This window comes from Spirosoma spitsbergense DSM 19989, assembly GCF_000374085.1.
GTDB classification, from domain to species: Bacteria; Bacteroidota; Bacteroidia; order Cytophagales; family Spirosomataceae; genus Spirosoma; species Spirosoma spitsbergense.
The window spans coordinates 1-25925 of record NZ_KB893550.1; the positions used below are offsets into that span (position 1 = coordinate 1).

Here is a 25925-nt window from a genome sequence, read left to right on the forward strand (position 1 = left end):
AATTTTATGGGATTACGAAACGGTCCGCAACCTGATTAGCCAGACTTCCACTCAAACAGGATTGTCGGTAGTGGTACGAATAGTGGAAAAGCAATACGAAAAGGGACTAAAAACGGCGCGGTCGGAAATTGACCTGACCCGCATTCGCCCTCATCCAATCAATCCACAACTTACCTATCTCGTACTTGCTTAAAATGTCACCTTATTTTATCAGCATTACTTATTGTGGGGTAAAAACTATTCCACTATGAACGTTCGTTTGCTTCCACTCCTGTTGCTGTTTTGTTTTCCTTCTTTTGCCCAGCAGCCTGTTTACAAAGAATTTGAAGTAGACAGCACTGCACAGCCACGCGGGGGTATGTCATTTCTGAACACGTATCTCCAGACCAATCTTCGTAAACCCACCCCCATTGAAGCCGAGGGTATAGGAGGTCGCGCGATCCTGAGTGCCGTTGTGGAACCGGATGGACGCTTATCGTCGGTTACCGTGCTAAAAGGCCTGCACCCCGATCTGGACCGTGAAGCCGTGCGGGCTGTTTCACTTTTTCAGGCCTGGAAACCCGCCAAAAAAGGAGGACAGGTCGTGCGGCAGCAAACGGTTATACCCGTCGCGTTCGCCAAAAACACGCCCTTCGTTTACCAGAACGGAGCAAAAATCCTGTACTTCGATGCGGACTCCAAACTCGTAGACAGTACACAGGCCCGTTACAAACAGAGCACGTTGATTAGTGCCGAAGGCCAGCCGGCGGGTTATATTGTCCTGTACGAACAGAAGGGAAAATCCTGGAAGGAAATTAACCGGTCGCCACTTATCCGTAAATTAAAATCGTATCAGAATGATGCCGGAAAGTGGGTGCATCAGGTAGGCCATCAAAACGCGGATTTACGGTGGGAAGGCCTGCTGGTTGAAACTGATGAAGATGGAAACCGCTTTCGTCAGGCCTACTACAAAAATGGGAAACGGGTTGACGATGAGTTCGTCTATTACCCAGTTGGCATGGTAGCCCGTAAAATTGAATCTCTGGATTCTACTGATGCGTTAACATCCTGGTACCCGAATGGACAAATTAAAGAAATCCGGACCGGAGCCAGGGATAAGCAAATTGGGGCTCCCCAACAGGATAAGGTCATTGCGTTCTGGGATAATACCGGAAAGCAACTGGTAGCCGATGGAAATGGACAAGCTACGTTTATAGCCCGCCGAAAATCGTGCAATGACACCATCCAGTACACGAATTTCATTGAACAGGGGAGCTTCAAAAACGGACTTAAACACGGTGACTGGTCTGGTCGGTACGCCGATGGCTCTTATTTCTACAAAGAGACGTACTGGGATGGTGCGTTTAAGGGTGGTAAAAACCGCACGGGTCAGGCTGACACTGTATTCTACGGTGTTATTGAGCAGCAACCGGAATTTCCGGAAGGTATGGCCGGCTTGGGAAAGTTCCTGAGCGAAAACCTTCAGTATCCCGTTAACGCCCAGAAAGCGGGTGTGCAGGGGAAAGTATTTGTCAGCTTCGTGGTGTGTACGGATGGTACCCTGTGCGATTATACCGTTTTGAAGGGCGTCCACCCCGATGTGGATCAGGAAGCCCTTCGGGTGGTCAAAAAGATGAGCGGACGCTGGAAACCGGGGGTACAGCGGGGGCAAAAGGTACGGGTTAAATACAACCTGCCGATCAACTTCAGTCTGTACTGATGGATTTCATGAGGCATACAAGTTGAAACCCGTGGATACGTTTGTATTTTTGCCCGATAATATCCGTATACATGTCGCTAAAGCAGGTTCCCCTTCATCACATTCACCAACAGGCAGGCGCTAAAATTGTGCCGTTCGCGGGTTTCCAGATGCCCGTTCGCTACTCCTCCGACCTCGACGAACACAATACCGTCCGGAATAGTGTCGGCATTTTCGATGTCTCACACATGGGCGAGTTTATCCTCAAAGGGGAAGGAGCCCTGGATTTGATTCAGCGCGTTTCGGCCAACGATGCCAGTGTATTGTTCGATGGCAAAGTACAATATAGCTACCTGCCTAATGGCCGGGGCGGCATTGTGGATGACCTGCTGGTGTACCGCATCAATGAGCTGGAATATATGCTCGTCGTAAACGCATCCAATATCGAAAAAGACTGGAACTGGATCAGTCAGCACGCATCGGATTACATCTTGACAATGGTCAATGTATCGGACGATATGTGTTTGTTTGCCGTGCAGGGACCACTGGCTGCTAAAGCGTTACAATCCCTCACCGAAGCCGATCTGGATTCGATGGCATATTATACCTTCGAGAAAACCGATTTCGCCGGATGCGCCAATGTCATTGTATCCGCAACGGGGTACACGGGCGCGGGGGGCTTTGAAATTTACGTGTCCAGCCACCAGGCAGAAATCGTCTGGAAGGCCATCATGCAGGCGGGCGAGCCCTACGGTATCAAGCCCATCGGCCTCGGTGCCCGCGACACGCTGCGGCTCGAAATGGGCTACAACCTGTACGGCAACGACATCACCGACGAAACATCACCCATTGAAGCGGGTCTGGGCTGGGTTACCAAGTTCACCCATCCGTTCATTGATGCCGATGCGCTGAAAGCGCAAAAAGAACAGGGTGTACCGCGTAAACTGGTTGGCTTCCAGCTACTGGACCGGGGTGTTCCGCGTGGACATTACGAACTGACCGATGCCGAGGGCACTCCCATTGGTGAGGTAACGTCCGGCACCCAGTCGCCCACGCTGGGCAAAGGTGTTGGACTGGGTTACGTGCAAACGGCCTTCAGCAAACCCGGCTCCGAAATTTTTGTAAATGTCCGGGGCAAATTGCTCAAAGCCCAGGTCGTTAAACTTCCCTTCGTGAAAAAATAACCAGGATTTTAGCGGGATTTAAACGATTAGACAAGATTTTCCCAGCATCCTGTAAATCATTTGAATCTTGCTAAAATCCCGGTTCAGCTCCTATGAAACAAATTGACGTTTGCTTAACTCCCGACCTATTGCACCTGCATACCATCGAAAACACGATTGTTGTGGTTGCCGATGTATTTCGGGCTACTTCGTGTATGGTAACGGCCTTTGCGTATGGCGTGAATAGTATTATTCCGGTGGCCACCGTTGAGGAATGCCGCCAGTGGCAGGAACGGGGCTATCTGGCCGCTGCCGAACGTAATGCAAAGAAAGTTGATGGATTTGAACTGGATAATTCACCGTTCACGTACATGGACCAGCGCATCCGGGGGGCCAACGTGGCCATGACCACCACCAACGGTACACTGGCCATAACCCGCTCCCGGTCGGCAGTGAAAGTACTGGTGGGGTCGTTCCTGAATCTGGACGCTATTGTCCGTTACCTCAAAACCGAAGGATACGATGTCATGGTGCTTTGTGCGGGCTGGAAAGGCCGCGTCAATCTGGAAGATACCCTGTTTGCCGGTGCGTTGGTCGAACGCCTGAAAGACAGCTATGCCATGGCCGAAGACAGCGCCATTATGGCCTGGCGGTTATATAGTGAGGGCAAGAGCAATCTGATGACTTACATGGCCAATGCGTCCCACATTCGCAGGCTCCAGCGGCTAGGAATCCAGAAAGATATTCCTTACTGCCTCCAGCACAACCTCTACGATGTTGTTCCAGTGCTTAGAGGCAATGCGCTGGTGAAGATGAATGCCTGATATTCGGTGCGTATATAGCCGTTCCTGTTCCAGGAACGGCTATATTTTTTTCAGCAGCCCCATCATCATTTCCTCAAAATAAGCCCCGTTGTAGGGGCCGAACCAGTTCATGTCGCGCACTTCGTAGGTTGAGCGGTTATAGTAGGCATCGGGCGTTACATAGCCAATGTAGCCTCCTTCAAAACTGGTAATCATCAGATTGACCGCTTTCTTTTTGGCCAATGGGGTAAAATCTGCCACAAACTCCCCCGAAAAATCGCAGGGAGTTCCCAATAGTACGGTCTGGCCAACGCGCAGAGCTTTCAGATCGGATGGATAATCGCCGTATACGCTGTAAAACAACCAGGGCCTCACCCGCCAGTTGCCAATGACCCGCGGGTGGGGTTCGCGCAAATCCAGCGGCAGCGTCAGAATGGCCAGACTACTGTCGGACTGAGTCTGGATAGTAGGTACGGTTCGCTCAATGCGGTTGGCTAGGTCACCGGCGTAATTCCGAATTTCGGCAAAATCGGTATTCCCCTTTGCTTCGGGTCCGGTACTACCCACTGCCCCTGCCAGAAAGACAGCAAAATCCGCCGATTTCTTTTCCAGACGATCAACCAGCGAACCGGGGTAATCGCGACTGAGGTAGTTCCACATACTATCCTCAAACAGCGTGGCATGACCCGCAAACGTACAAAGCAGGGCCGATTCGCCCGTGGTAGTCTTCTGTAGTTTTAATAGCCGGATCAGCCCGTCAAGCGGGCGGGTCGGGCCGGAGTTTCCAAGTCGGTTATAGATATGATCCGTTGCATCCGTCTGTCCAAAACCAACCTGTACGGGAGCCATCGTTTTTTGAGCCTCGCGAATGGCATTCAACACCCCGTCGGTAATGCGGGTCACGATTTTTTCGTCGTATTCACCAGCAATCAATTCGCCGACCAGCCCCGGTGCCCAACCGCCAATGCTGTTATGCGAATGGATGGCGCCCATGTACATGTTCTCCCACCGAAGCCCTACTTCCGGCAGTCGTTTTTTCAACGATGCAACCACCGTGGGCGGAGTAATCAGCAGGTCCAAACCAACAATCGCCACCTTCATACTACCGTTAGTTAACACAATAGCCCGGACAAAAATGGAATCGCTGACGATGTGCCAATGCTTACCCCGGCGGGCACCGTAACCACCGGTAGGCGTAGTGTAAGGGGGTGTAATGTTCATTTTCGCCCAGCCCGCCCGCAACGGCTCCGTTGCGGGTGGTGGTGCAGGCAGTTGTTCCAGGCGTTGTTTTGTTTGCTGGTAATACGCCATTTGCTGATAAGGCGTATCATCAACCGGGGCCAGGCTAACTGCCAGGAACACCAGGATTAAGACAAATAGTGCTAACAGCACTTTCAGGAAAATACGAAGGAATTTCATGCCGGAGCCGCCAGAGATGGCGAATTTTAACGCAAGCAACGAAAAAAGCGACGGATTGGAAAAGTAGGGGACAAAAAAAGGCACCAGGGAAAATCCCCGATGCCTTCCGTCACCCTACCGGTTTCCCGGTCTCCCTATTATATACTACTACCCAAGAAATGGGGCCGCAATGGCCAAAACCGCAGCTTTGGTCAAAGGCTCGTCAAATGCTTCCCGGAATGAATCATCGGTGAAGCCAGTTGTGTTTGGCAACGTTTTTAAAGCAACCCCTCCCTGAGTAAATGTTGTTTGAGCCGGATCAGAAACCCAGCCTTTCAGGCCCAGTATCCGACGGACTTCCGACGCATGGCGCGCTTCGACCGAGTGGATTTGCAGGGCTGTTGTCAGGATGGCTTTATCGTTGATCAGTTCACCCGCCTGTCCTTTGTAAGCGGCTACACCCGTATCTTCCAGCGCGCGGGCTGTGGCCAGAAACGTGGCATAACTGGTGAAGGTACCGGTTGGGTACTTAAACGTTGGCTTGGCTGGGGCTGCTGTTCCCAGCGCACCTTTCAACAAGGCTACGTGGGCAGCCTCGTGCTTGCTGATCTGGGCAATTACTTTTGTATCGGCAGCCGGGATAAGACCGGAAGCGGCCAGACCCATGCGGTAAAATTCGTCTTCCAGGTACTCCAGTGTAAGAGCAAACTGTAATGTAGCGACAGCGGCTGCAGAAGGAGCACCCGACTGAGCCAGTGCTTTGTTCAGGCTGCCTGCAACGATAGCCGGAATACCAGCGGCTACCAGATTGGAGCCAAACTTGAGAAGATTCCGACGTGAGTAAAAGCTGTAACGCTCACTAACTTCCGGGTCAATCTGCTCTATATCAGAGATTATCTTAAATAAATTCATAGCGTTGTTCAGGTTTACTTCGGAAGGTTAGTGGCGGTAATCTGCGTTTTTACATACGTTTGAGCAATGGGTAGCACAACAGACGGGGCATCTGCTTTATCAAGACCCGTTGCAGGTGCTACAATATCGTCACCAGCGAAATCAGCTGATTTCGGATTCAGCAGATCGCGGATGGCTGCTGCGTGACGGGCTTCTACCGATACGATCTTTCCGGCTAATGCCAGGTAGTTCACATCTTTGATCAAAGAACCCGCACCGTTGTATGCCGATACGCCTAAATCTTCAAAGGCTTTGGCTGTATTGAGTACACTTGACCGGTCAGTAAACGTAATGGTCGTGAAGTTTGGGGTCAGGGCAGCAATAGCATTGGCGCCAAGAGCAGCCTTGAAAAACTCACGGTGGATAATTTCGTGATTGCGAATATCGGTCAGGAGCGTTTTCTCCGCATCCGTCATGCCACTGTAAGGTGTAGCGATTACCTGCGTATAGAAAGCCGCTTCCAGTTGTTCCAGTGCGTAGGCATAATTCAGAATACTAACATCCCCCGAACCTAAATCAACCGGAGCCATTACCGTAGTTGGGTTTTCTTCACCATTCTTGCAGGAAGCCAGAATAGCACCACCGGTTGCAAAGGCACCAGCGTAGCGCAGGAATAGCCGGCGCCCTACTCGTACCGGCTCTAATTGACCCGGCAACATGCCCAGGCTTACTTCTTCTTGTTGCTTTTTCATACAGGATAATTCGGTTTTGAACAGCCAAGCGTTCGGTACACTTACGGTAATCCCGGAATTTTAGATTTTCAACCGGAATAAAAAATGGAACCAGATGGTCGGAAAATTCGCCGGGAGATGGAATAGCAATTCTCTGCGGCACCGTTTTATGGTTGACAGTTAACAGTTGTGAGTCGAAGCAAAGAAAGCTTTCGTAACCTTTTTGTGCCAAATAAACATCCAGCAGCCCAGTCAAACCAGGCAGATACGCGTGTCGTAAAGCGTCAGAATAGAACAAAAAATCAGCCTGTAAAAGAACTATATCAGGCACATTGCGTTGTGTTATCGTTTTTGAACAAGTGGTCTCCCAACCGTTTTCAGGGGCTACCCCGCAAAACATCCGTGTACACAGTTTTTTTGCAGGGTAGCCCCAACGGTACGGAGTACTGAAATAAATTTACCCAATGCCATGAATATTACGCAGGTGCGTGAACATCTTCACCGATTAATCGACGAAGTCGATGATTTATACGTTCTGAACGGATTATACCGTAACCTCATCGCCGACAAGCGTCAGCGCGAAGCCTATGAGCAGGAACAGGCGAAAAAACAGGCTCGCCCTGATAAATCGGCGCGCTGATTGCCGTTAGTTAGAAAGGCTGCTGATGGTGAGCGCAATGATGACCACGTTGAAAATAAAAGACAGCACGCCGTGAGCCATCAAGGCCAGGACATGGCAGCGCTAAAAACTATTTTTAATGTTTCTCATGCCACCATTAGTAACTGGCTCACAGCGTGGGAAACCAAGTGTATTGTCGGCTTACGAAACCAAGCCGGACAAGGTCGTAAGGCGATTCTGGTCTCAACTGATTTTGCACTTATTAAAGCTAAAGTACAACTTAACCCCCAACATTTGAAACTCGTACGAACCGAGTTGAAGGCCGAATTAGCCAAAGAATTCTCAGAAAAGACCTTAAAACGATTTTTAAAAAGTTTGCCGGGCCGCCGGGCGGTAAGGCCTCTTGGCGACGGTGGCGCAAGTGCTTGAAAAGCAAGCAGGATTCCCTAGAGTATACCGACAAAGTTGACCGCTTGGCTTACCTGTATGAACTTGATAATCAGGATCACATTGATTTATATTTTGGTGATGAAGCCGGATTTCCGCTGAATATGAATGTACCATATGGTTGGCAATTTGCCGATGAACCGATTCGAATTTTACCCCAACGGGGCAAGCAAGTAAATGTTTTGGGGTTCATGAAATCGACCGGCGATCAGGTTCACACTGTTTCTAAAGAAGGCACCATGAAGGCTGAGTTTGTTGTCGAAGCAATCAATTCCTGGCGCAGGGGCCTGAGGAAACCGACAGTTTTAGTGCTGGATAATGCCCGGATTCATCACTCTAAACTTGTCAAGGATTGTTTGGCCGGTTGGGAATCGGAGAACCTATATGTATTTTTTTTGCCTGCCTACAGTCCTCACTTGAATCGAATTGAACGGTTGTGGCTAAAAGCCAAGCAACGATGGCTAAAGCCGACTGACTATGCCGATTTAGCAACCTTAAAAGCGGCATTAGCTGAAATATGGGCGGGTTTTGGGGATACGTTTCGGGTTGCATTTAATTAATTATGTCCAAGTACTTAACCTTCGAAAATTTTGGAGAGTTTATCCACATATCCAAAAGAGTTAGACGCTTGTAAAGTGCCATTGTTCTCGTACAGACAATGCAAAAGAGTCTTGAGACACACAAATAAGTCTTTTTCAGTGATTCTTGGTGAAGAAGTGGTATTGGCATAAAAATCGTCAATGGATAGTTGACTAGATCCAGAAGACATGTTTACCTCCAACCGCATCGCGCTACGCGTATCACTTCGCACACCGCTCCCAACAGCCGAAGGAATACAAATTAAATCAAGACTATCTGGCATGAAAAAGATAGTTCTCGTTCACGGGGCCTTCGGTGATGGGTCAAGCTGGCCAAAGTCGTTCCCCTGCTGGAAGCAAAGGGCATTTATGTTGTCGCTGTTCAAAACCGACTTGATGTCGTGGCGTCCGCCAGACGAACAATTGCTTTGCAGGATAGTCCCATTTTGTCAAGCGGTCACTTCATGGAACAGCACAATTATCGCAATGACCCCAGTGTAGCGGATCAGTGCATGTGACCGCGTTTACAACTGGCCTTAGGTACTAATAAAGAGTTTCCTCACGCAAAACTAAATCCGGTGATGGATATTAATCTTCCAAAGTCTATTTTACCCCGCGTTGTCATTGTTGGCAGTGGTTTTGGGGGCATACAACTGGCTAAGTCCCTGAAAGGAAAACCATTTCAGCTGGTGTTACTCGATAAGAACAATTACCATACGTTCTTACCCCTGCTTTACCAGGTAGCGACGGCTGGGCTGGAACCGGATGCCATCGCGGAACCCGTGCGCGAAATCTTTAGCGAGCAACGGAATTTCTTTTTCCGAATGGCGGAGGTGCTACGCATTGATCCCCAACAGAATCAACTTGAAACCACCATCGGGCTATTACGGTACGACTACCTGATACTGGCAAGTGGTTCGCAGGCTAATTTTTATGGGAATGAAGAATTGACACGACATGCGCTACCCATGAAGACGGTGAGAAACGCGCTGGCACTAAGAAGTCACCTATTAGAAAATGGCGAACGAGCACTGGAGCTTCTGGACAAGCAGCAACAGATGGAGCAACTCAATATCGTCATTGCCGGAGGTGGCCCAACGGGAGTCGAATTGGCCGGGGCCATCGCCGAGCTACGCGATATCGTCCTGGCCAAAGATTATCCCGAACTTCCCATTAAGCAGATGCATATTCACCTGGTTGAGGCAAACAGTCGTCTGTTGAACACCATGGCTGAAGATTCGTCCAGGAAAGCATACCATTTTCTGCGTAGTATGGGCGTAACTGTTCATCTGAAAACCCTGGTCCAATCCTACGAAGGAACGGTCGTAACGCTCAGCAACGGCGAGAGCCATCCAGCTAAAACCTTATTTTGGACAGCTGGGGTTGAAGGAGTTATCATTCCGGGTTTATCGGCTACCAGTGTTGGAAAAGGGAATCGGTATATCGTCAATGCGTTTAATCAGGTAGAAGGCTATCCTACTATTTTTGCGATTGGCGATAATGCACTGCAAATGATGCCAGCATATCCTCACGGCCTGCCTGGTTTAGCTCCAGTCTCTATTCAACAAGGCCAGCAACTGGCCAGAAACCTGGTTGCTCTCAATCGTAAACAACCACTTCAACCATTTCGCTATGTCAATAAGGGGGTTATGGCGGTCATTGGGCGGAACCGAGCGGTTGTCGAGTTGCCCTTCTGGCACACCCAGGGTTTTATAGCCTGGCTTCTCTGGATGGGCGTACACCTGCTTTTGCTGGTTGGCTTCCGTAATAAGTCCGCTACGGTGCTTAACTGGGCAGTCAATTATTTCAGTTATAGCCGGGCTTCCCGGTTGATTGCCCGATTTCAGAATAGTCCCGTCGAATCAGTGACAAGCGTCTCCCGGCCATAGTCTACAATAGCCGCTTTCCCCTACTATAGAGTTTAGAATGAATCCGCTCCAGCCTCTAAATTTGTGGGCCGGAGCGGATTCTATGTTATAGTGGCTTGCTGGGCAATACACAGAGCAGGTACCTAATTACCCGGAAGGGTTAGTGGCCTGCTGGCTTCAATCTGGGAGTCAGTATTTTAGTCTTGTCTACTGCCCCCCTAAAAGTGAGCAATTATTACGCCAGCCAGTGAGGTTGTAATCCTGTTCCTTAGCGTTTTACAGCCACTATCTTTATTTCAATCACCTGGTTGGGCAAGACCAATCCGTTGACTGTAATTAGCGTACTGGCTACCTGCATTGGATCTTTATAGAACTCCCGGCCATGCTTCGTTCGGGCCACATACGCATCCTGACCATTTAGAACATACAACACTTCTTCGGTTACGTCATCCATGGTCATGTCGAATCCCGTCAGTAGTTTTTTGATATTGGCGTAGGCCTGTACCATCTGAGCTTCCATTCCCTGAGCAAGCTCCCCCTTATCATCATGGCCCACTTGCCCCGCCAGCCAAACCGTTTCTCCAGCTTTTACCGCCTGGGCATATCCGTATTCCGTTTCCCAGGTCATTCCCAGGCTTTGCGCTTCTTTGTTGTGCGTTTTCATATTCTCTACCGGTTAAAATGGATGATGTAAACTCGTTAAATAGGTCCGTTACTCCTCAACGTGCAGCCGTGCAATAGTTCTCGTTAGAATGGATACTGTCTGGGTTCATGGGCGACGCTTACCCACTGAACGGTCGTCATTTCCTCTAAAATAAAGTCACCCCCGAAGCGTCCGGTACCTGACAATTTTTCACCGCCGAACGGCGCGTGCACTTCGTCGTTATCCGATTGGTCGTTGATATGAATCATACCCGTTTCAACCGTACGGGCAAGCTTCATTCCCCGGTACACATCGCGGGTATGCAGCGCACCACTCAGCCCATAGTCGGTCGCATTGGCCAGCGCGATCGCTTCCTCATCGGTTGCGAACGACATGATGCCGACGGCCGGGCCAAAAATCTCGTCTTTGAAAATAGGCATATCAATCGTCATACCCGATAAAACGGTGGGTTGAAGCACATTTCCCTGAACCAGATTACCCGTTTCAACGACCGCTCCCTGCTTTATCGACTCATCAATCATGGACTGAATACGCAGGATAGCTTTGTTGTCAATTAGCGGACCAATTATCGTTTGTTTGTCGGTGGGATCGCCGTAAGGCAGTTGCCGGGCGTGGGCGACAAACTTGGTTTTGAATTCTTCGTAAATCGACTGGTGAATCAGAATTCGGTTGGTGGCCATACATACCTGGCCCTGATGCAGAAAACGCCCAAAAATGGCTCCGGCAACGGCCTGATCGACGTCGGCATCGTCCAGTACAATAAAGGCGTTGTTGCCGCCCAGTTCAAGGGCTGACTTTTTTGCGTTCTCACCCGCAATCCGACCAATACCTCTCCCCACTGACGTAGAGCCGGTAAACGAGACCATTTTCGAGATAGGATGCCCCGTGAAATAATCGCCGATCAAGTCCGACTTGCCGACGACTACGTTAAACACCCCGGTGGGAAAACCGGCTTCTTCCAGCAGCTTGGCAATAATCGTCCCTCCTGTAACCAGCGATTCGGCTGAAGGCTTGACAACCATCGTATTGCCGACAGCCAGGGCTGGCGCAATGGTGCGCATCGACAGGTACAGCGGAAAATTCCAGGGGCTTATCAGGCTGACTACGCCCAACGGCTTTCTATATACGTACGACTCCTTCCCATCGATGGTCGATGCCATTGTGCGGCCATGCATCCGGGTGGGAAACGAAGCCGCTTCAATTAGGATGTCATGGGCCTGTTGTACCTCAATGACCCCTTTTATGTAGGTACTACCCGCTTCCTTAGCCAACCAGTCAATGAACTCCTCCTGACGTTCAGAAATAATCCGGGCTGCGTTGAGCAGTAGATCCCGACGAACCAGTGGGTTGGTAACTGCCCACGAGCCACAAGCTTGTTTGGCTGCAACGAAAGCCGTATCAACGTCGGCTGTCGATGCCGAGGGGAGTTCGTGAATGACCTTGCCGGTAAAGGGATTCAGGTTTTGCATCTCAGCCGTGGTGCTACCATCAATCCATTTGCCATTGATAAATTGCCTGTTCAACTCGGTGTACGGAGTCATGTCGATAGCTGTTTTACGTTAACTATGCTGTTTTTGGTGTCCGAACATGGCCGCCACATCGGCGACACGCTGACCCTGAAACCGGGCCGCACTCAACGTTACCTCATCCGGCGGGACTGTGCCATTTTGACTCGTAAACGAAGTACCATAGGGATTGCCCGACTGGAACTGAATTGGGTCGGCGTATCCAGGTCCGACGATCAGACAGCCCCAGTGATAAAATGTGTTGTTCAATGCCAGAATCGTGCTTTCATGGCCACCATGTGTCGTTGCTGCGCTCGTAAAGGATGACCCAATTTTGTTTACTAATTTTCCCTGTGCCCAGAGCGGGCCGGTCGTATCAATAAACTGTTTAAGCTGAGCTGCCGGAACACCGTAGCGCGTTGGTGCGCCAAGAATAATAGCATCGGCCCACTCCAGATCGGATAGTGTTGCTTCCAATACGTTTTGCGTCTCAAGCCGGTGATTCGACCAGCCTTCATTCGAGGCAACCGCTTCATCGGGAGCCAGTTCCCGTACTTTCCGAAGTCGTACTTCGGCTCCTGTTTTTTCAGCTCCCTCTTTAACAGCGAGTGCCATTTTGTACGTCGTTCCAGTCGCACTATAGTAGATAACCACAATTTTTGCCATGACAGGTTTGATTTTTGGTTGATTGGAAATGAAAGAGCAGAGAATAAAGACAGGCTGTCTTAAAAACTAGTAGTCTGTATCCAGCTCAGGATACGTTGTTTGCAGAATACTCACGCCAATAGTTGTTGGCAGCGGCAATGGTAGCAAATTCAATAGCCACCGTTTGCCCAATTACGATCAGTATTATGGCATCATTAGCATACACTGCACGCAAATTCTCCCGAACCTACGCGTCGGGCTGAGTGACCCAGATAGTAAGTCTGGGCATTTTAACCGCTAACTGACGACCTGCTTCGGGCGTAACCGTGAGCAGGCTGTTGGCAGGAATTAACGCTGTTGGGTTCATAATTCTTGATAGAAATGATTCTTGAAAATCGGTTCTAAGGATCTGAAAGATGCGTATGACACCTTAACCGGCTCGTTAACCCCCAAGCCAAACACTGTGCCGAAGAGGGCACACAGACGGGCAATAGTTGAAAACTACATTAGATGGATAATCAGGCCTGTTTTATCAAAACTGACAGACTGTGGGGGCCAACATGGGTCCAGCGGTAGTCCAGAAAATCTGGAGCGGTTCGCGATAAGTCCAATCGAACTGGAGCCGATTTATACCGAGTTGAGCGGTTCAATAGACGAAAAAAGCCTTCTCGACCCATCCAGCCGTGTTTGGCCAGTTACTAAATTTCCCTGCGGGTTCGGCACGTGGTTTGGCAGATGTAGGCTGAATCAATACAAACATTCCCATGAAACACTTACAAGTACCCCAACCAATTACCGCTCATGGTACCAGCTCATTTTTCAACCTCTTATTCTTTATCGCTATGATACCGATAACCGCAACAGCCCAGGAAACAAACACGAAAGCTACGCCCGGCCAGATGGTCGATGCCCTGCACTCGGCATTTGGTCAACACGAACATGCCCGCGCAGTACACGCTAAAGGCATTATTCTGACGGGTAGTTTTACTCCGGCACCGGGAGCCGGTACGCTTACGATGGCTCCGCACCTGCAGAAAACGACGGTGCCGGTTATCGTTCGTTTCTCGGACTTTACGGGCATTCCCGATATTCCCGACACCATTGGCGATTCCAATCCGAGGGGGCTGGCCATCAAGTTTCAGTTGCCGGATGGCTCGGCAACGGACATTGTAGCGCATAGTTTCGACGGGTTTCCGGTGGCCACAACCGATGAGTTCAGAGCTTTCCTGCTGGCTATCGGGTCCAGTGGTTCAACGGCCGCTCACCCTACGCCCATCGAACAGTTTCTGGCGGCTCACCCCATCGCCAAAACCTTCGTGACAACCCAGAAACCGCCGTCGGTGAGCTACGCAACCCTGTCCTATTTCGGGGTCAACGCTTTTAAATTCACCAACAAGGCCGGGAAGTCGGCCATCATTCGCTACCAGTTTATTCCCGAAGCAGGTGAGCAGTTTCTCTCAGCGGAACAGCTAAAATCGGCAGGGCCAAATTACCTGAGTGGTGAGATTAAAGAGCGGGTGAAAACAACGCCAATTTCATTCGGGCTATACGCGCAGATCGCCGAACCGGACGATAAAGCCGACGATCCATCCATTGCCTGGCCCGCTACCCGGAAGCGGGTGTTGCTGGGCCGGATTACCCTGAACAAACTCGCGCCAAACACCACCGCCGAGGACCGGTCACTGGCGTTCATGCCCAACCGCATTCCCAGCGGCATCAGTCTGGTCGACCCTATGTTAATCGACCGGTCCAGGGCGTATCCTATTTCGGTACAGCATCGTCAGTAACCACCAATCGGCACCCGCGTCATGGAATCAGTCGAAACACTTTCCTGGCTCATTATGGAGTTGGGCCAACGGGGGTACGGGGCCGATTTGAACTGCCCCCGTTCGGTAATCTGGACGGAACCGGGTGCCTTTCAGATTGATGCCGTGTATCGTTTTGAGGGGCCAACTGACCCCGCCGACGCATCTATACTGTACGCCATTTCGTCGAACAAGTTCCACATCAAGGGCGTTTTGATTAATGCCTACGGCGTCTATGCGGACACCCCTGCCGCCGACCTGGCCCAGACACTACGCGAATAAAATCCAGCGTTTTTGCCCGCTATCACCCCGTTTTCGGAGCGGTCAGGGCTATTGGAGAACGCAGCAAAAGAAACGTAAAAAAAACCACAATAAGCATGAAAAAGCGCATCAAAATTGGTTTGATTGACCCCACGTTTTATACGATGCTCACGGCAATAGACAAGCATATTGCTGAGTCGGGTCTGACAACCGCCCAAATCGACCTGCTCAAAATCCGGGCTTCGCAAATCAACGGCTGCGCCTACTGCATACAGTCACACACGAAAGACGCCCGGGCGCACGGGGAGACCGAAAAACGCATTTACGCCCTCGATGCCTGGGAGGAAAGCTCTTATTTTACTGATGACGAGCGGGCAATACTGGCCCTGACGGAAGAGGTTACGCTCATCCGCGACAGGCGGGTATCCGACGAAACCTACGAGCAGGTCGTGGCCCTCTTCGGCGAGAAAGAAACGGCCAATCTCATCATGGCCATCATTAGCATCAACGCCTGGAACCGCATTGGCATCGCCACCCGGATGACGCCCGTCTGAAATAAAAACAACCGGGCTTATAACATAAGTGATAAGCCCGGTCCATGCGGGGATGGGACCTTTGGGATTGAACGATAAACGACATCATCATGCACGACATACGCAACCGCGCGGACATCGACCAGTTGGTCGAGACCTTCTACGGCCGGGTTTTCAGCGACGAACTGATTGGTCCGATTTTTACGCTCGTTGCCCAGGTAAAGCCCGAAACGCATTTTCCGCTGTTAGGTGATTTCTGGGAAACCATCCTCTTCGGGCAGAACCGTTACCACGGCAACGTCATCCTGAAACACGTTGACCTGCACCTGAAGCAGGCGTTGCAACCGGCTCAGTTTGAGCGGTGGACAAGCCTGTTCTGCCTGACCATTGACAAACTCTTTGCCGGTCCGATGGCCGAAAATGCCAAAACCCGCGCCCGCACGATGTCGATGGTCTTACAGGCCAAACTGCATACGCTTGCCCAAACACCGGCTCATCATGACTAAATACAGCCTGCCCCCGACCCCGCCCACCGGTAAAGCCGCTATGTTATTACTGGCCGATTTGGGTGGTAAGAAAGTGTTCGCCAAAACCTTCCGCACCGGCGACCGGATGCCGCCCCACCACGCCCCCAATGATGTGTTCGTGCTGGTCCTCAACGGACAAATCGACATTACAATGGCCGACGAGACGCTGCGCTTTCAGCCGGGTGAAAGGTAATCTCCTGCCCGGTTTTATGGTTATAAATAACTTGATTACGGTATGCCATGTCCATTAAGTTTTGAGGGTTACCCGATGGACGTTTGCAAAGCTTATGCCGGGAGTAGCATCAATTGACAAAGGACCATTCTGACTCGTTCGGGCCGTTTATCATCATACCCCCCTCCGAAATAACTGGACGACAAACCGGAAATGTCAACCAACTACAGAATCCCTGGAGTTGGCTCATGCGGAATCATTGTGCGTTTCTACTGAGTAGCGAGGGCTTCGGCGAATTCCAGCCGTATCTGTACACCTTCCTGCTGCTCAATTTGTAGCGTTCCTCCGATCTGTTTGCTTAATCCCCTCATCAGGCTCATGCCCAGCGTCTTGCTTTTGACGGGGTTAAAGGTAGGAGGCATTCCCTTCCCGTCGTCCTGGATGACCAGTAGATACCTTCGGCTGTCCAGCACCGACAGCCCAACGCTTAGGGCACCCCGCTGACCGGGGTCAAAAGCGTACTTGAGCGAGTTAGTGACGGCTTCGTTTATGATTAGGCCCAGCGGTACGGCAAGCGTAGCATCCAGATCTACTGGCGCAACCGTAATCTGTTTCGTAATGATGTCCGCCCGGTCGAAGGAGCCAATCAGGTAATCAACGATTTCGTTGACATAATCACGCATGGGAATGGCCGCCAACCGGTCCGACTGGTAGAGTTTCTGGTGAATCAGGGCCATAGCGTGGACCCGGTTCTGACTTTCGCGAATGGCGGCCATCGCCACCGGGTCTTTAAGGTAAAGACCCTGCGAGTGAAGTAGGCTAGTGATTATCTGAAGGTTGTTTTTAACCCGATGATGAATCTCTTTGAGCATCCACTCTTTCTCACCGACAAGCTTTTGAAGCGATTGATTTTGCCGGGTAATTTCGTTTTGCTGAATCTGTAGCTGATAATTGCTGCGCTGCTTCAATCGGTAGCGGTTGTAACTTACGCCGAGTAAAGCCGTCAGCAGAATGGCCCCGACTATAAAGCTATTCCGGGTGGTTTTCTCCCGTTGCTCTTTTTCTATCAACAACTTAATCTGCTGCTCTTTTTTACGGGTCTCGTATCGGACCTGTAATTCGCTTAGCTGGCGGCTTCTGGCTTCGCTGAAAATAGAGTCACTTAAGGCCTTATGCTGCCGGAAGTGGGTGATAGCGGCCACATACCTACCCGCTGCCGAATCCACTTTGAAACTCATCCAGTGAACTTCCATCAGAACATTGAGCGGAACCTGTCCTTCAGGTGCCTCAATCAGTTGCCGCAGGTGGGGTGTTGCCTTCTGGTATTGCCCGCTTGTTACGTAAAATCGGCTGATACCCAGGTCAGCCACCCGAGCCCCCCAATCCGGCACGTTTTTAGCCGCCAAAATACTTTTTCGGTAAAATAGTTCTGCCCGCTTGTATTGTTTCAGTGCCGCGTAGCACTCGCCAATACTTTCATTGATTTCCATCAGAGAGGCATATCTAGCTTCTGGATTAGAATTTTCTGGGGACAGACCCAGCAGAAAGCGCAGTGCTTCGGGGACCCTGTTCAACTTAATTAACGCCCGGGCTAATTTCTTGGCAATAGAGGTATCAATTATCGTCTGGCCATTTTGTCGGTCAATGGCCAGAGCATCTTTATAGGCATTGATGCTTTTATCAAATTGCCCCAGTTCAAAGTAGATGTCGCCCAACTTTTTATAGGCAGCAGCCAGCCCATCAATTTGATGGTTATTTTCCTTGATTTTGATTGCGTTAAGTACATAAGAAAGGGCTTTGTTGAAATCAGCTCGGTACATATTGACATCAGCTAACTGCAAATAAGCCTGGTAGAGGGCTGGATACTGATGGGTCTGTTGAATGGACACCGCCTTAAGAATTTCGCCTTCACCCCGTTTCAGATCACCCTGGATGCAGTAGAGTTCGCCCCTGGCCAACAAAACGAGAGCTTCCTGCTGGGTATCGTTAATTTGGCGGATCAGCAAGAGGGCCTGATTATAGCAGCCCAGAATAGGTATGTAATATAAATTACTTCGGGTCATGCTGGCCCCCATCCTAAACCAGGCCCTGCTTTCTGCCGCTCTATCGTGTGTACGTTCACCCGATTCAACGACCCGCTTCAAATCCACAAACGCCTGTCTCTGGCTGGTATCAGTATTGTTGGATGCTACTAACCGGCTTAGTTCGTTGAGCAGTGTGTCCGGTTGAGCAGTAGCTAACGGCCCAGTACACAGTAATGCGACTATAGTTAATAAGAACCTTGCCCAGCTTGTTCCGGCGGGAAGTATCGCGGTTGAGATAGCTGAACAACTAATTTTCAATGGGTTTTCTGGCTAAATGAGTAGTCTAAAGATACGGCCAAAGTTGATACGTATTAACGTTACCAACTTCCCAAATTGACTCCAGCATTTCTGGAGATTTACACCTGGCTCTAAACTTTTTGGAGTTGTCTGAATGAAGCAGCAAAACTATCCAACAGGCAAAAAATGGCCCACGTGGCCTAAATCGCCTATTTATACCAATGCCCTGGCTACTAGCACTCCTGGCACGTGAATCGCAATTGGCTCGGTAAGGATTGCATTACCTGTTAATGTCAAACCAAAAATCGAAACGCATGAAAAAGCTTATTTTTTCCGTATTAGTTGCTTGCACGTTGCTGGCAATTGAATCCTGTTCGGATAACGACAATCCGGCTCCCGCCAAAACCTTCGTACTGGTTCATGGTGCATGGCAGGCTCCCTACGCCTGGCAATTCGTCAAAAGCCAGTTAGAGCAGAAAGGCCAGAAGGTCGTCGTGGTCGAATTGCCCGGTCACGGATCGGATATGACCCCGCCCGTTACATTGACGATTGACGCGTACCGAGACAAAGTCGTAACAGCCATCAATAGCATTACCGGTAATGTCGTTCTGGTAGGTCACAGCCTGGGGGGCATGGTCATAACGGCAACGGCCGAAAAAATTCCGGACCGTATCGACAAGCTGGTGTACATCGGTGCGTTTCTGCCCGCCAATGGTCAATCACTGCTGGCCCTGGCGAGTACCGACAGTACGTCGCAGCTTGGCACCGCCCTGGTTCCCTCTGCCGACCAACTTACTCTGGGACTTAAACCCGACCGGGTTGTGCCGGTTTTCATTGCGGATGGCTCGGATGCGGTGAAGAAATTAGTAGTGGATAATTACCGACCCGAACCCGCTATTCCGTTTACGAATCCCGTTTCCATAACCCCGGCTAATTTCGGTCGGGTAAATAAGTACTACATCTACACCACGCAGGATCAGGCGGTGGGATTACCACTTCAGAAGCGGATGGTGGCTGCGGCCGGCATAAAAAACACGGTCACGCTCAACAGTAGTCACTGCCCCTTTCTGTCCATCCCCGACCAGGTAACAAACGCGCTGCTAACTATGGCCAACTGATGAAAATTCAGTTGTAAGTTGACTACGTATAGCTATTACCGTTCATTTTCAAATCAAGTTGCCAAATTCAGGAATAATCTCAATTTAACGAACATGGAAACGACCAAAAAACGACCTATACTTTTCATCACGGGTGCCTTCGTGGGTAATAACTGCTGGGACGAGTGGATTGCTTATTTCACCAGCCACGGGTATGCGTGCAGTGCGCCCCCCTGGCCCCACAAGGATGCTCCGCCCGCCGTACTCCGTAGCCGACAGCCCGACCCGGACATTGCGGCCATTCGGCTGGCGCAACTAACCGATTACTACGCGCTGATTGCCCGGAGCTACGGGGAGAAACCTATCCTGATTGGGCATTCTATTGGCGGGTTGATGGTACAATTGCTGCTCCAGCGCGATTTGGGAACGGCGGGAGTCGCCATTCACCCGGTGCCTCCGCAGGGGGTTATCACGCTGGAACTGTCGTTCTATAAATCCACCTGGCACCCGTTAGGCCTATTCACCGACTCGGATGAGAGTTACTTGATGTCCTTTGAGGACTGGCAGTACATTTTCACGAACGGAATGCCGCTGAAAGCGCAGCGCGAAGCTTACGACAAGTTTGTCGTGCCGGAGTCGAAAAAAGTATCACGGGATGGCCTGACCGACGCGGCCCACATCGATTTCCATAAATATCACCCTCCGCTGCTCATTACGTCGGGCAGCACCGACCACATCATTCCGGCTTCGCTGAATCATACCAACTACGAGAAGTATAAAGACAGCCGATCCGTGACCGACTATAAGGAATTTGAGGGTCGTAATCATTTTGTACTGGGGCAACCTACCTGGCGCGAAGATGCCGATTATATCCGGAATTGGCTGGAGAGCACGACTGTTTAGTTCGACTATTTTAGTGACAAGGATTCCCGATTTCGGGCTGTTAAAGGGCTTCGTCGAGCCACCGTAGGTGCGCTATTTATTTGTACTGGCCGGGGCAATCCAACGAAAATCATCTCAATCAATCCGCTAACTAAACAATAATCAACCATGTGTAGTCTCAGCCGCGCCATTCTTGGCGCACTACTCAGTATCAGTATGACTCTTTCCCAAATCCAGGAGATAGCCGCTCAGGTCACCCCAACCGGAGTGAAAAACATTGTTCTTGTTCACGGAGCCTTTGCCGACGGATCGAGCTGGGCCAAGGTTATTCCCCTGCTGGAAGCCAGAGGCCTGCACGTGGTGGCAGTACAGAATCCGCTCAGTTCCTTAGCCGACGATGTATCGGCTGCAAAACGGGCCATTGCCCTAACGGATGGACCGGTCCTGTTGGTTGGTCATTCGTGGGGAGGGGTCGTCATTTCCGAAGCGGGTACTGACCCCAAAGTGGCGGGGCTGGTTTACGTAGCGGCTTTTGCCCCTGATGACAACCAATCGCTGGTCGATGCCTCGAGGGGCTTTCCGCCCACACCCGGTCTTAGCGAAGCAAAACCGGACGCTTCCGGCTTTTTGTCCTTAACGCCCAAGGGTATACTTGAGGACTTTTGTCAGGACTTACCCCTGGCAGAGCGAAAACTTGTGCTGGCGACACAAGGTCCCTGGGCGGCTGTTTGTACTACCGATAAGGTTAGCCAGGCAGCTTGGAAAGTTAAACCCTCCTGGTATATCGTAGCCGCTGAAGATAGGATGATCAGCCCGGAGCTGGAACGTCAGTTTGCCAGGACAATGAAAGCCACCACGCTGGAAGTTAAAACCAGTCATGTACCCATGCTGGCCCAACCGGATAAAGTAGCCACCTTTATTATTGACGCGGCCCGGAAAATAAGCAGCCAATAGTGGCCATTAGGATAGCCTGCCAATTCGGATGAAAGCTATTGACTGCCGTTCCAGGGTTGGCAGTACATCTTTACCAACGGGATACCTTATGAGAATTAGCACGATGCAGCCGACAGATTCGTAGTAGTGAATGTGGACTAACTAGTTAGCCCGGACTATTTTAGGTTCGGGCTAATTTTTTTGGGTACACTGATTACGATCAACTTATGTACTCACAACGGCATAATAAACCACTCAGCGGGTAAGCCTGCTGAGTCAGAAGTAGCGCCCAATCTAAATCAGGCGTTAACTCGCTCATTTTAGACACATATAGATGCGCAAAAGCCAGCAGTTGCTTAACCCGGCTGCTATTGGTATTGGCGGGTGCGTGGGCCAGCCGGTGCCACAGACTATCAATCGGGGGCATTGATTGCGCCGGGGCGGGCAGCGAAAGCAGAAACCAAAAGGCCAGAACGAAAAACGTTTTCATGGACGGATTGGCTAAACAGGTTTAGATTTCTTTCACGTAGTCCCGGCTCACAGCTTCTTCCGTAAAGTCCAGCCTGATTTGTACGCCCGCGTCGGAGTTGATGGTCAGGTCTGCGCCGAGTTGTTTGCTCAGGCCCCGTATCAGATTCATGCCCATTGTGCGGCTGGTGCGTGGGTTGAAATGGGTGGGTAAACCAACGCCATCATCGCTGATGGTCAGCCGGTAGGTGGCGTTGTCTAACCGAACCACCTGAACGCTAAGGGTACCCCGTTGCTGATTCAAGAAAGCATACTTGAGCGAGTTAGTCACCGCTTCGTTAATAATCAGGCCCAGTGGCACCGCTAATGTTACGTCCAACTCCACCGCCACTACATCCGTTTGCTTGCTGACCGTATCCGCTCTATCGAACGAATCCAAGAGGTAGTCGATAATTTCGGTCACGTACTCGCCCATCGGGATGGCTGCCAGGCGGTCGGATTGGTAGAGTTTCTGGTGAATCAGGGCCATGGTATGTACCCGGTTCTGACTTTCACGAATGGCCGCGCTGGCCACTTCGTCTTTGAGGTACAGGCCCTGGGAGTGGAGCAGGCTGGTGATAACCTGGAGGTTGTTTTTGACCCGGTGATGAATCTCCCGGAGCATCCATTCCTTTTCGGCCAAAAGTTGATTCTGGGCCTGTAAAAGTCGTTGCAGAGCCTGGTTAGTCTGGTTAATTTCAAGTTGTTTGGCTTCCAATAGTCGGTTACTCTGAGCTAAGGACTGGTTTTTCTGATTGATCTCAAGCTGTTTGGCCTCCAGTAGCCGGTTGCTGCGTTGCTTAATCCGGTAGCGATTGTAGCTCACGGCCAGCAAACCAGTCAGTAAAACGATACCCGCCACGATGCCGTTACGGGTGGTTTGGGCCTGCTTCAATTCACTCCTCTGTAGTTTGCTTTGCTTCCGCAGCAGGGCAATGTTCTGTTTGTTTTTCTGCGTTTCGTATTGCACTTCTACCTGGGCAAACTGCCGACTTTTGGTTACGTTGAAAATAGAATCATTCAGAGCTTTGTGGCGGGTAAAATGCTGGATGGCCGACAGGTAGTTGCGCTCCGACGAGTCGATTTTAAAGAGTATATAATGAATGTCTTTCAGGCTGGCGAGCGAGTTTTTCTGGGTTGAATCAATTAGCAGCGGCCTGACGTAAAAATCAGCTTTTTTGAACTGGTTATGTTTCAGATAAAACTTCCCCACCTCCAATTGTGCCCGGCGCGACATTTCGAAATCGTGGTTGGCTTCTTTGTAGTACTGCATGGCCTCCACGTAGTATTTTTCAGCCAGACTCTCGTCGTTCAGCGCGTCGTAGCAGTAAGCGAGACTCTGGGCTACGGACCCTTTCTGAATGAAATTGATGGTGGGAATTTCGGTCACTAACCCGTTAATCAGCTTCAGGGCTTCCGGGGCTTTATGCTGACGAATCAATTCACTAACCACCACATTAGCCGCACTGTACATCCCGAAATTGGGTAATTTATCCTGCCGCCATCTGGTCAGCGTCTTTTTATACCAGGCAACGGCCTGCGGCTGCCTACCCAACTCCAGATACATTTGAGCGAGGTTCCCATAAAAACTGGCGGCCGACACGGTATCCTGCGTCCGTTTCATGCTCTCGATGCATTGCAGCGAATAGTACAGACTTTTATTAAAATCGCCCCGCAACCGACTAATCGTGGCCAACCAATTGTAGGTGTAATGAAGTTTGGGGTAATGAATGGCTTTGTAGCGGCTCAGCACCTCATGAAACTCGCTGTCGGCCAAAGCAAGTTGTCCCTGATTGGTGTGGATAGAAGCCATTTCTTTCAAGACACCAATCTCTTTTTCATCATCATGAAGCTGCCGATATAGGATAATCGCCTGCTTATAATTAGCGAATATTTCGGGGAAATCTTTGGTCGTAAAGTTCATGCAATAGCCGAAGGCAAAGCGAGCGTTCGCTTCAGACGCTTTGTCGTGGGTCTGTCGGCACCGGTTGATTAACTGCGTAAAAAGGCGGTGAGCGAGCGGGCTATCACCCCCCTCTAGGCAGTTGATGACCAGCAACGTTTCCGCTTCGCGCTGCCAAGTCGGCACCCGCAGGGAATCACTCAGGCGTTTGGCGGCCAGTAAATACGTCCGGCTGCTATCTAAGTCGGCTTCGACTCCGCCGGGCTTGTGCAGGTGAAATTTGCCAACATCAATCAACAGTCTTATTCGGCTGGTATCAGCCTTTGTGCCGGGCAATTGTGACAGTATCTGATTAACCATTTGCCGATTTAGACCCTGCCCATTAACCGAAAGAAAACAGGTCGTTACCAGCAAGGCCAACAGCCAACAAAACCGTCCTGCTGATACCGATGCCCAGTGAACAGGCCGATTATTCGCCTTGTTGCTGGAACGGCATAGAACGGGAGGCAAACGCATGAATATGAGCAACGACTTTATCAAAATTAACTTGGTTACGAGGGTAGGACATAATAGCTAGCCATCACAGGTTCATGACCCTCTAGCAAAAACAAGACCTGATTCCAGCGGCACACATATATAGAGAGAGAGTCTGGCTCACTCGGCATCGATGCGCTACGTACTGATTTTTTTGGAGTTCTCCGTATCTACCCTCCAAATAGCTGGAGGTCTTCGGGGGGCGTTCTCTTGCGTCAAACGAGATGAATAAACTAAAAGCTTCGTCTGCGTTGATTCACGGCAGCTTCTCCGTTTCCCATCCCGATTTACAACGCATGGCACAGCAATTGACTCACTGTACACAAAGGCCATCCGGTTTTAGTCCTGAATCAACTGTCATGCAAGCCATCATCCTTTTTCTCCGTAGGCTCATTGGCCCGCCAACCGCCCAACTCATCGACGCGTTACACATTCGACTGCTGAACGACTGGCTTATAACACCAGACCCTACCTTCATTCACCCACACTGCGTCTGGATACTGAACAACGGCCATCCTCACCAGGGCGTCTACGAAGGCCAGTATGTATATGACCACTACACCTGCTATCTGGCCGATTCGTATTCGGCCTGGCATCAGGTAGTTAATGAGGTGATCGGCTCAGCATCAGGCGGCATCGTTACGGGTGAATATCAATTCCGACACACAGCAAGTGGCCTCTGGCACGCGGCTCCATTCAGCCATTTTTACCGCATTCACCAGGGGAAAATTGTCGGTGTACGCTTTTACATGGGTGATGTACGCATGCAGTTGCCAAGTGTCCAATCCACAAATGATTTAGTTAGTCTGACTTCTTTTTGTTCACTCAATTGATACCTTCTTCCTCTTTTTATGTCAATAAAGTTATGGACTTATTAGCCAACACAGACTTACCTTCGGGCACTGTCGAACTCGTCGAATTCGGCGACTTCGGATGTCTCCGGTGCCGTCAAAGCCGGGACGTATTGAGTGGTATTCTGCGCACGTTCGATGGGCTGGTTACCTACACCTACCGCTATTTTCCGGCCCGGCAGAATGAACTCTCGATGCTGACCGCCGTGGCCGCCGAAGCCGCCCGACGACAGGGTTATTTCTGGCCGATGTATAACGCAATTTTTAAACAACCCGTTATCAGTCAGTCCATCCTGTCTATTCTGGCGTTGTATGTGGGGCTGGATTACGAGCAGTTTCACCAGGATATACAGGATGAAGAACTCCGCCACTACGTAGAGACGGACCGCCATGAGGGCCATCGGCTGGGGGTAGTGACGACACCGACCTTCTTTATAAATGGGCAGCAGTTTCATGGCAAGCTGACCCACTCACGGCTGGCTCCCATCCTGCACCGGCACGTAGATTGCCTTAGTCAACCGGTTCTAAGCAAAGTGGACCCGGCTACGGGCGCAGTTAATTGGGGGCGGGGCGACTGGATATAATCAGACCAGCCAGGCCGAAATACCA

At 50.6% G+C, this 25925-nt stretch carries 27 protein-coding genes and 1 pseudogene; 18 read left to right on the forward strand and 10 right to left on the reverse strand.

The annotated features are described in order from the left end of the window. From B157_RS35530 to B157_RS0117235, 4 genes are all read left to right on the forward strand, one after another. On the forward strand, positions 1-193 hold a 193-nt coding region (locus B157_RS35530; RefSeq protein WP_026309141.1), incomplete at its 5' end, for an ISAzo13-like element transposase-related protein. Positions 194-247: 54 nt separating this feature from the next. Beyond that, positions 248-1699 carry a TonB family protein gene (locus tag B157_RS0117225; RefSeq protein WP_020604555.1) on the forward strand — a complete coding sequence of 484 codons (1452 nt, stop codon included), beginning with the start codon at positions 248-250 and terminating at the stop codon, positions 1697-1699. A gap of 71 nt (positions 1700-1770) precedes the next feature. Next, a complete protein-coding gene (gene gcvT, locus B157_RS0117230) occupies positions 1771-2862 on the forward strand; it encodes a glycine cleavage system aminomethyltransferase GcvT (RefSeq protein ID WP_020604556.1) in 1092 nt (363 codons plus the stop codon). Between the two features lie 92 nt (positions 2863-2954). After that, positions 2955-3665, forward strand: a complete 711-nt coding sequence (locus B157_RS0117235; protein WP_020604557.1) for a 2-phosphosulfolactate phosphatase — start codon at positions 2955-2957, stop codon at positions 3663-3665. Between the two features lie 39 nt (positions 3666-3704). Here the strand turns inward: B157_RS0117235 and B157_RS0117240 are convergent, their stop codons facing one another. The 3 genes from B157_RS0117240 to B157_RS0117250 form a co-directional block, all read right to left on the reverse strand. Beyond that, positions 3705-5063: a neutral/alkaline non-lysosomal ceramidase N-terminal domain-containing protein gene (locus B157_RS0117240; RefSeq protein WP_026308767.1), complete on the reverse strand. Its 1359-nt coding sequence runs from the start codon at positions 5061-5063 to the stop codon at positions 3705-3707. 147 nt (positions 5064-5210) lie between these two features. Further along, complete coding sequence (locus B157_RS0117245; RefSeq protein WP_020604559.1) at positions 5211-5954, reverse strand: ferritin-like domain-containing protein; 744 nt, start codon at positions 5952-5954, stop codon at positions 5211-5213. 14 nt (positions 5955-5968) lie between these two features. After that, positions 5969-6685, reverse strand: a complete 717-nt coding sequence (locus tag B157_RS0117250) for a ferritin-like domain-containing protein (RefSeq protein ID WP_020604560.1) — start codon at positions 6683-6685, stop codon at positions 5969-5971. A 448-nt stretch (positions 6686-7133) separates the two neighbouring features. Here B157_RS0117250 and B157_RS39040 point away from each other — a divergent pair, with 448 nt between their 5' ends. The 4 genes from B157_RS39040 (at position 7134) to B157_RS0117270 (ending at position 10197) form a co-directional block, all read left to right on the forward strand. Beyond that, entirely contained in the window at positions 7134-7304 is a 171-nt protein-coding gene (locus tag B157_RS39040) for a hypothetical protein (protein ID WP_020604561.1), read from the forward strand. Further along, complete coding sequence (locus B157_RS35535) at positions 7305-7712, forward strand: helix-turn-helix domain-containing protein (RefSeq protein ID WP_020604562.1); 408 nt, start codon at positions 7305-7307, stop codon at positions 7710-7712. Next, positions 7709-8290: an IS630 family transposase gene (locus B157_RS0117265; RefSeq protein WP_020604563.1), complete on the forward strand. Its 582-nt coding sequence runs from the start codon at positions 7709-7711 to the stop codon at positions 8288-8290. Before B157_RS35535 ends, B157_RS0117265 begins: the two co-directional genes overlap by 4 nt. Positions 8291-8889: 599 nt before the next feature. Further along, positions 8890-10197, forward strand: a complete 1308-nt coding sequence (locus B157_RS0117270) for an NAD(P)/FAD-dependent oxidoreductase (RefSeq protein ID WP_020604564.1) — start codon at positions 8890-8892, stop codon at positions 10195-10197. A gap of 247 nt (positions 10198-10444) precedes the next feature. On the opposite strand, the gene B157_RS0117275 is transcribed toward B157_RS0117270, so the two are convergent. The 4 genes and pseudogenes from B157_RS0117275 to B157_RS35540 all read right to left on the reverse strand — a co-directional run bounded on the left by B157_RS0117275 (position 10445) and on the right by B157_RS35540 (position 13357). Continuing rightward, positions 10445-10840 (reverse strand): Rid family hydrolase, encoded by a 396-nt coding sequence (locus B157_RS0117275; RefSeq protein WP_020604565.1) that lies wholly within the window; start codon positions 10838-10840, stop codon positions 10445-10447. 83 nt (positions 10841-10923) lie between these two features. Next, the gene (locus B157_RS0117280; RefSeq protein WP_020604566.1) at positions 10924-12381 is read right to left on the reverse strand and encodes an aldehyde dehydrogenase family protein; all 1458 of its coding nucleotides are present in this window, start codon (positions 12379-12381) and stop codon (positions 10924-10926) included. An 18-nt stretch (positions 12382-12399) separates the two neighbouring features. Beyond that, positions 12400-13011, reverse strand: coding sequence for an NAD(P)H:quinone oxidoreductase (gene wrbA / locus B157_RS0117285; protein ID WP_020604567.1), 612 nt, complete (start codon positions 13009-13011; stop codon positions 12400-12402). A gap of 85 nt (positions 13012-13096) precedes the next feature. Beyond that, positions 13097-13357, reverse strand: a pseudogene (locus B157_RS35540) (hexameric tyrosine-coordinated heme protein). Positions 13358-13832: 475 nt separating this feature from the next. On the opposite strand from B157_RS35540, the gene B157_RS0117295 reads away from it, so the two are divergent. The 5 genes from B157_RS0117295 (at position 13833) to B157_RS0117315 (ending at position 16309) form a co-directional block, all read left to right on the forward strand. After that, a complete protein-coding gene (locus B157_RS0117295; protein WP_211225005.1) occupies positions 13833-14777 on the forward strand; it encodes a catalase family peroxidase in 945 nt (314 codons plus the stop codon). A gap of 21 nt (positions 14778-14798) precedes the next feature. After that, entirely contained in the window at positions 14799-15077 is a 279-nt protein-coding gene (locus B157_RS0117300) for a hypothetical protein (protein WP_020604570.1), read from the forward strand. A gap of 95 nt (positions 15078-15172) precedes the next feature. Beyond that, positions 15173-15610 carry a carboxymuconolactone decarboxylase family protein gene (locus tag B157_RS0117305; protein ID WP_020604571.1) on the forward strand — a complete coding sequence of 146 codons (438 nt, stop codon included), beginning with the start codon at positions 15173-15175 and terminating at the stop codon, positions 15608-15610. An 89-nt stretch (positions 15611-15699) separates the two neighbouring features. After that, the gene (locus tag B157_RS0117310) at positions 15700-16095 is read left to right on the forward strand and encodes a group III truncated hemoglobin (protein WP_020604572.1); all 396 of its coding nucleotides are present in this window, start codon (positions 15700-15702) and stop codon (positions 16093-16095) included. Beyond that, positions 16088-16309, forward strand: coding sequence for a cupin domain-containing protein (locus B157_RS0117315; protein ID WP_020604573.1), 222 nt, complete (start codon positions 16088-16090; stop codon positions 16307-16309). The genes B157_RS0117310 and B157_RS0117315 overlap by 8 nt, the downstream gene beginning before the upstream one ends. Positions 16310-16557: 248 nt before the next feature. Here B157_RS0117315 and B157_RS35545 read toward each other — a convergent pair whose 3' ends face one another. Beyond that, the gene (locus tag B157_RS35545; protein ID WP_169521749.1) at positions 16558-18351 is read right to left on the reverse strand and encodes a tetratricopeptide repeat-containing sensor histidine kinase; all 1794 of its coding nucleotides are present in this window, start codon (positions 18349-18351) and stop codon (positions 16558-16560) included. A 572-nt stretch (positions 18352-18923) separates the two neighbouring features. Between B157_RS35545 and B157_RS0117325 the strand changes: the two genes are divergently transcribed. The 3 genes from B157_RS0117325 to B157_RS0117335 all read left to right on the forward strand — a co-directional run bounded on the left by B157_RS0117325 (position 18924) and on the right by B157_RS0117335 (position 21542). After that, a complete protein-coding gene (locus B157_RS0117325; RefSeq protein ID WP_020604575.1) occupies positions 18924-19727 on the forward strand; it encodes an alpha/beta fold hydrolase in 804 nt (267 codons plus the stop codon). A gap of 93 nt (positions 19728-19820) precedes the next feature. After that, positions 19821-20609 carry an alpha/beta hydrolase gene (locus B157_RS0117330; protein ID WP_020604576.1) on the forward strand — a complete coding sequence of 263 codons (789 nt, stop codon included), beginning with the start codon at positions 19821-19823 and terminating at the stop codon, positions 20607-20609. 147 nt (positions 20610-20756) lie between these two features. Beyond that, positions 20757-21542, forward strand: coding sequence for an alpha/beta fold hydrolase (locus B157_RS0117335; RefSeq protein ID WP_020604577.1), 786 nt, complete (start codon positions 20757-20759; stop codon positions 21540-21542). A gap of 199 nt (positions 21543-21741) precedes the next feature. Here B157_RS0117335 and B157_RS0117340 read toward each other — a convergent pair whose 3' ends face one another. Together B157_RS0117340 and B157_RS0117345 are read right to left on the reverse strand one after the other, a co-directional pair. After that, the gene (locus tag B157_RS0117340) at positions 21742-22011 is read right to left on the reverse strand and encodes a hypothetical protein (RefSeq protein WP_020604578.1); all 270 of its coding nucleotides are present in this window, start codon (positions 22009-22011) and stop codon (positions 21742-21744) included. A gap of 21 nt (positions 22012-22032) precedes the next feature. Next, positions 22033-24291 carry a histidine kinase dimerization/phosphoacceptor domain -containing protein gene (locus B157_RS0117345; RefSeq protein ID WP_169521751.1) on the reverse strand — a complete coding sequence of 753 codons (2259 nt, stop codon included), beginning with the start codon at positions 24289-24291 and terminating at the stop codon, positions 22033-22035. 398 nt (positions 24292-24689) lie between these two features. On the opposite strand from B157_RS0117345, the gene B157_RS0117350 reads away from it, so the two are divergent. Together B157_RS0117350 and B157_RS35550 are read left to right on the forward strand one after the other, a co-directional pair. After that, entirely contained in the window at positions 24690-25298 is a 609-nt protein-coding gene (locus tag B157_RS0117350; protein WP_245565118.1) for a nuclear transport factor 2 family protein, read from the forward strand. Between the two features lie 32 nt (positions 25299-25330). Beyond that, the gene (locus B157_RS35550; protein WP_020604581.1) at positions 25331-25900 is read left to right on the forward strand and encodes a DsbA family protein; all 570 of its coding nucleotides are present in this window, start codon (positions 25331-25333) and stop codon (positions 25898-25900) included. The last annotated feature ends 25 nt before the right edge of the window (positions 25901-25925 follow it).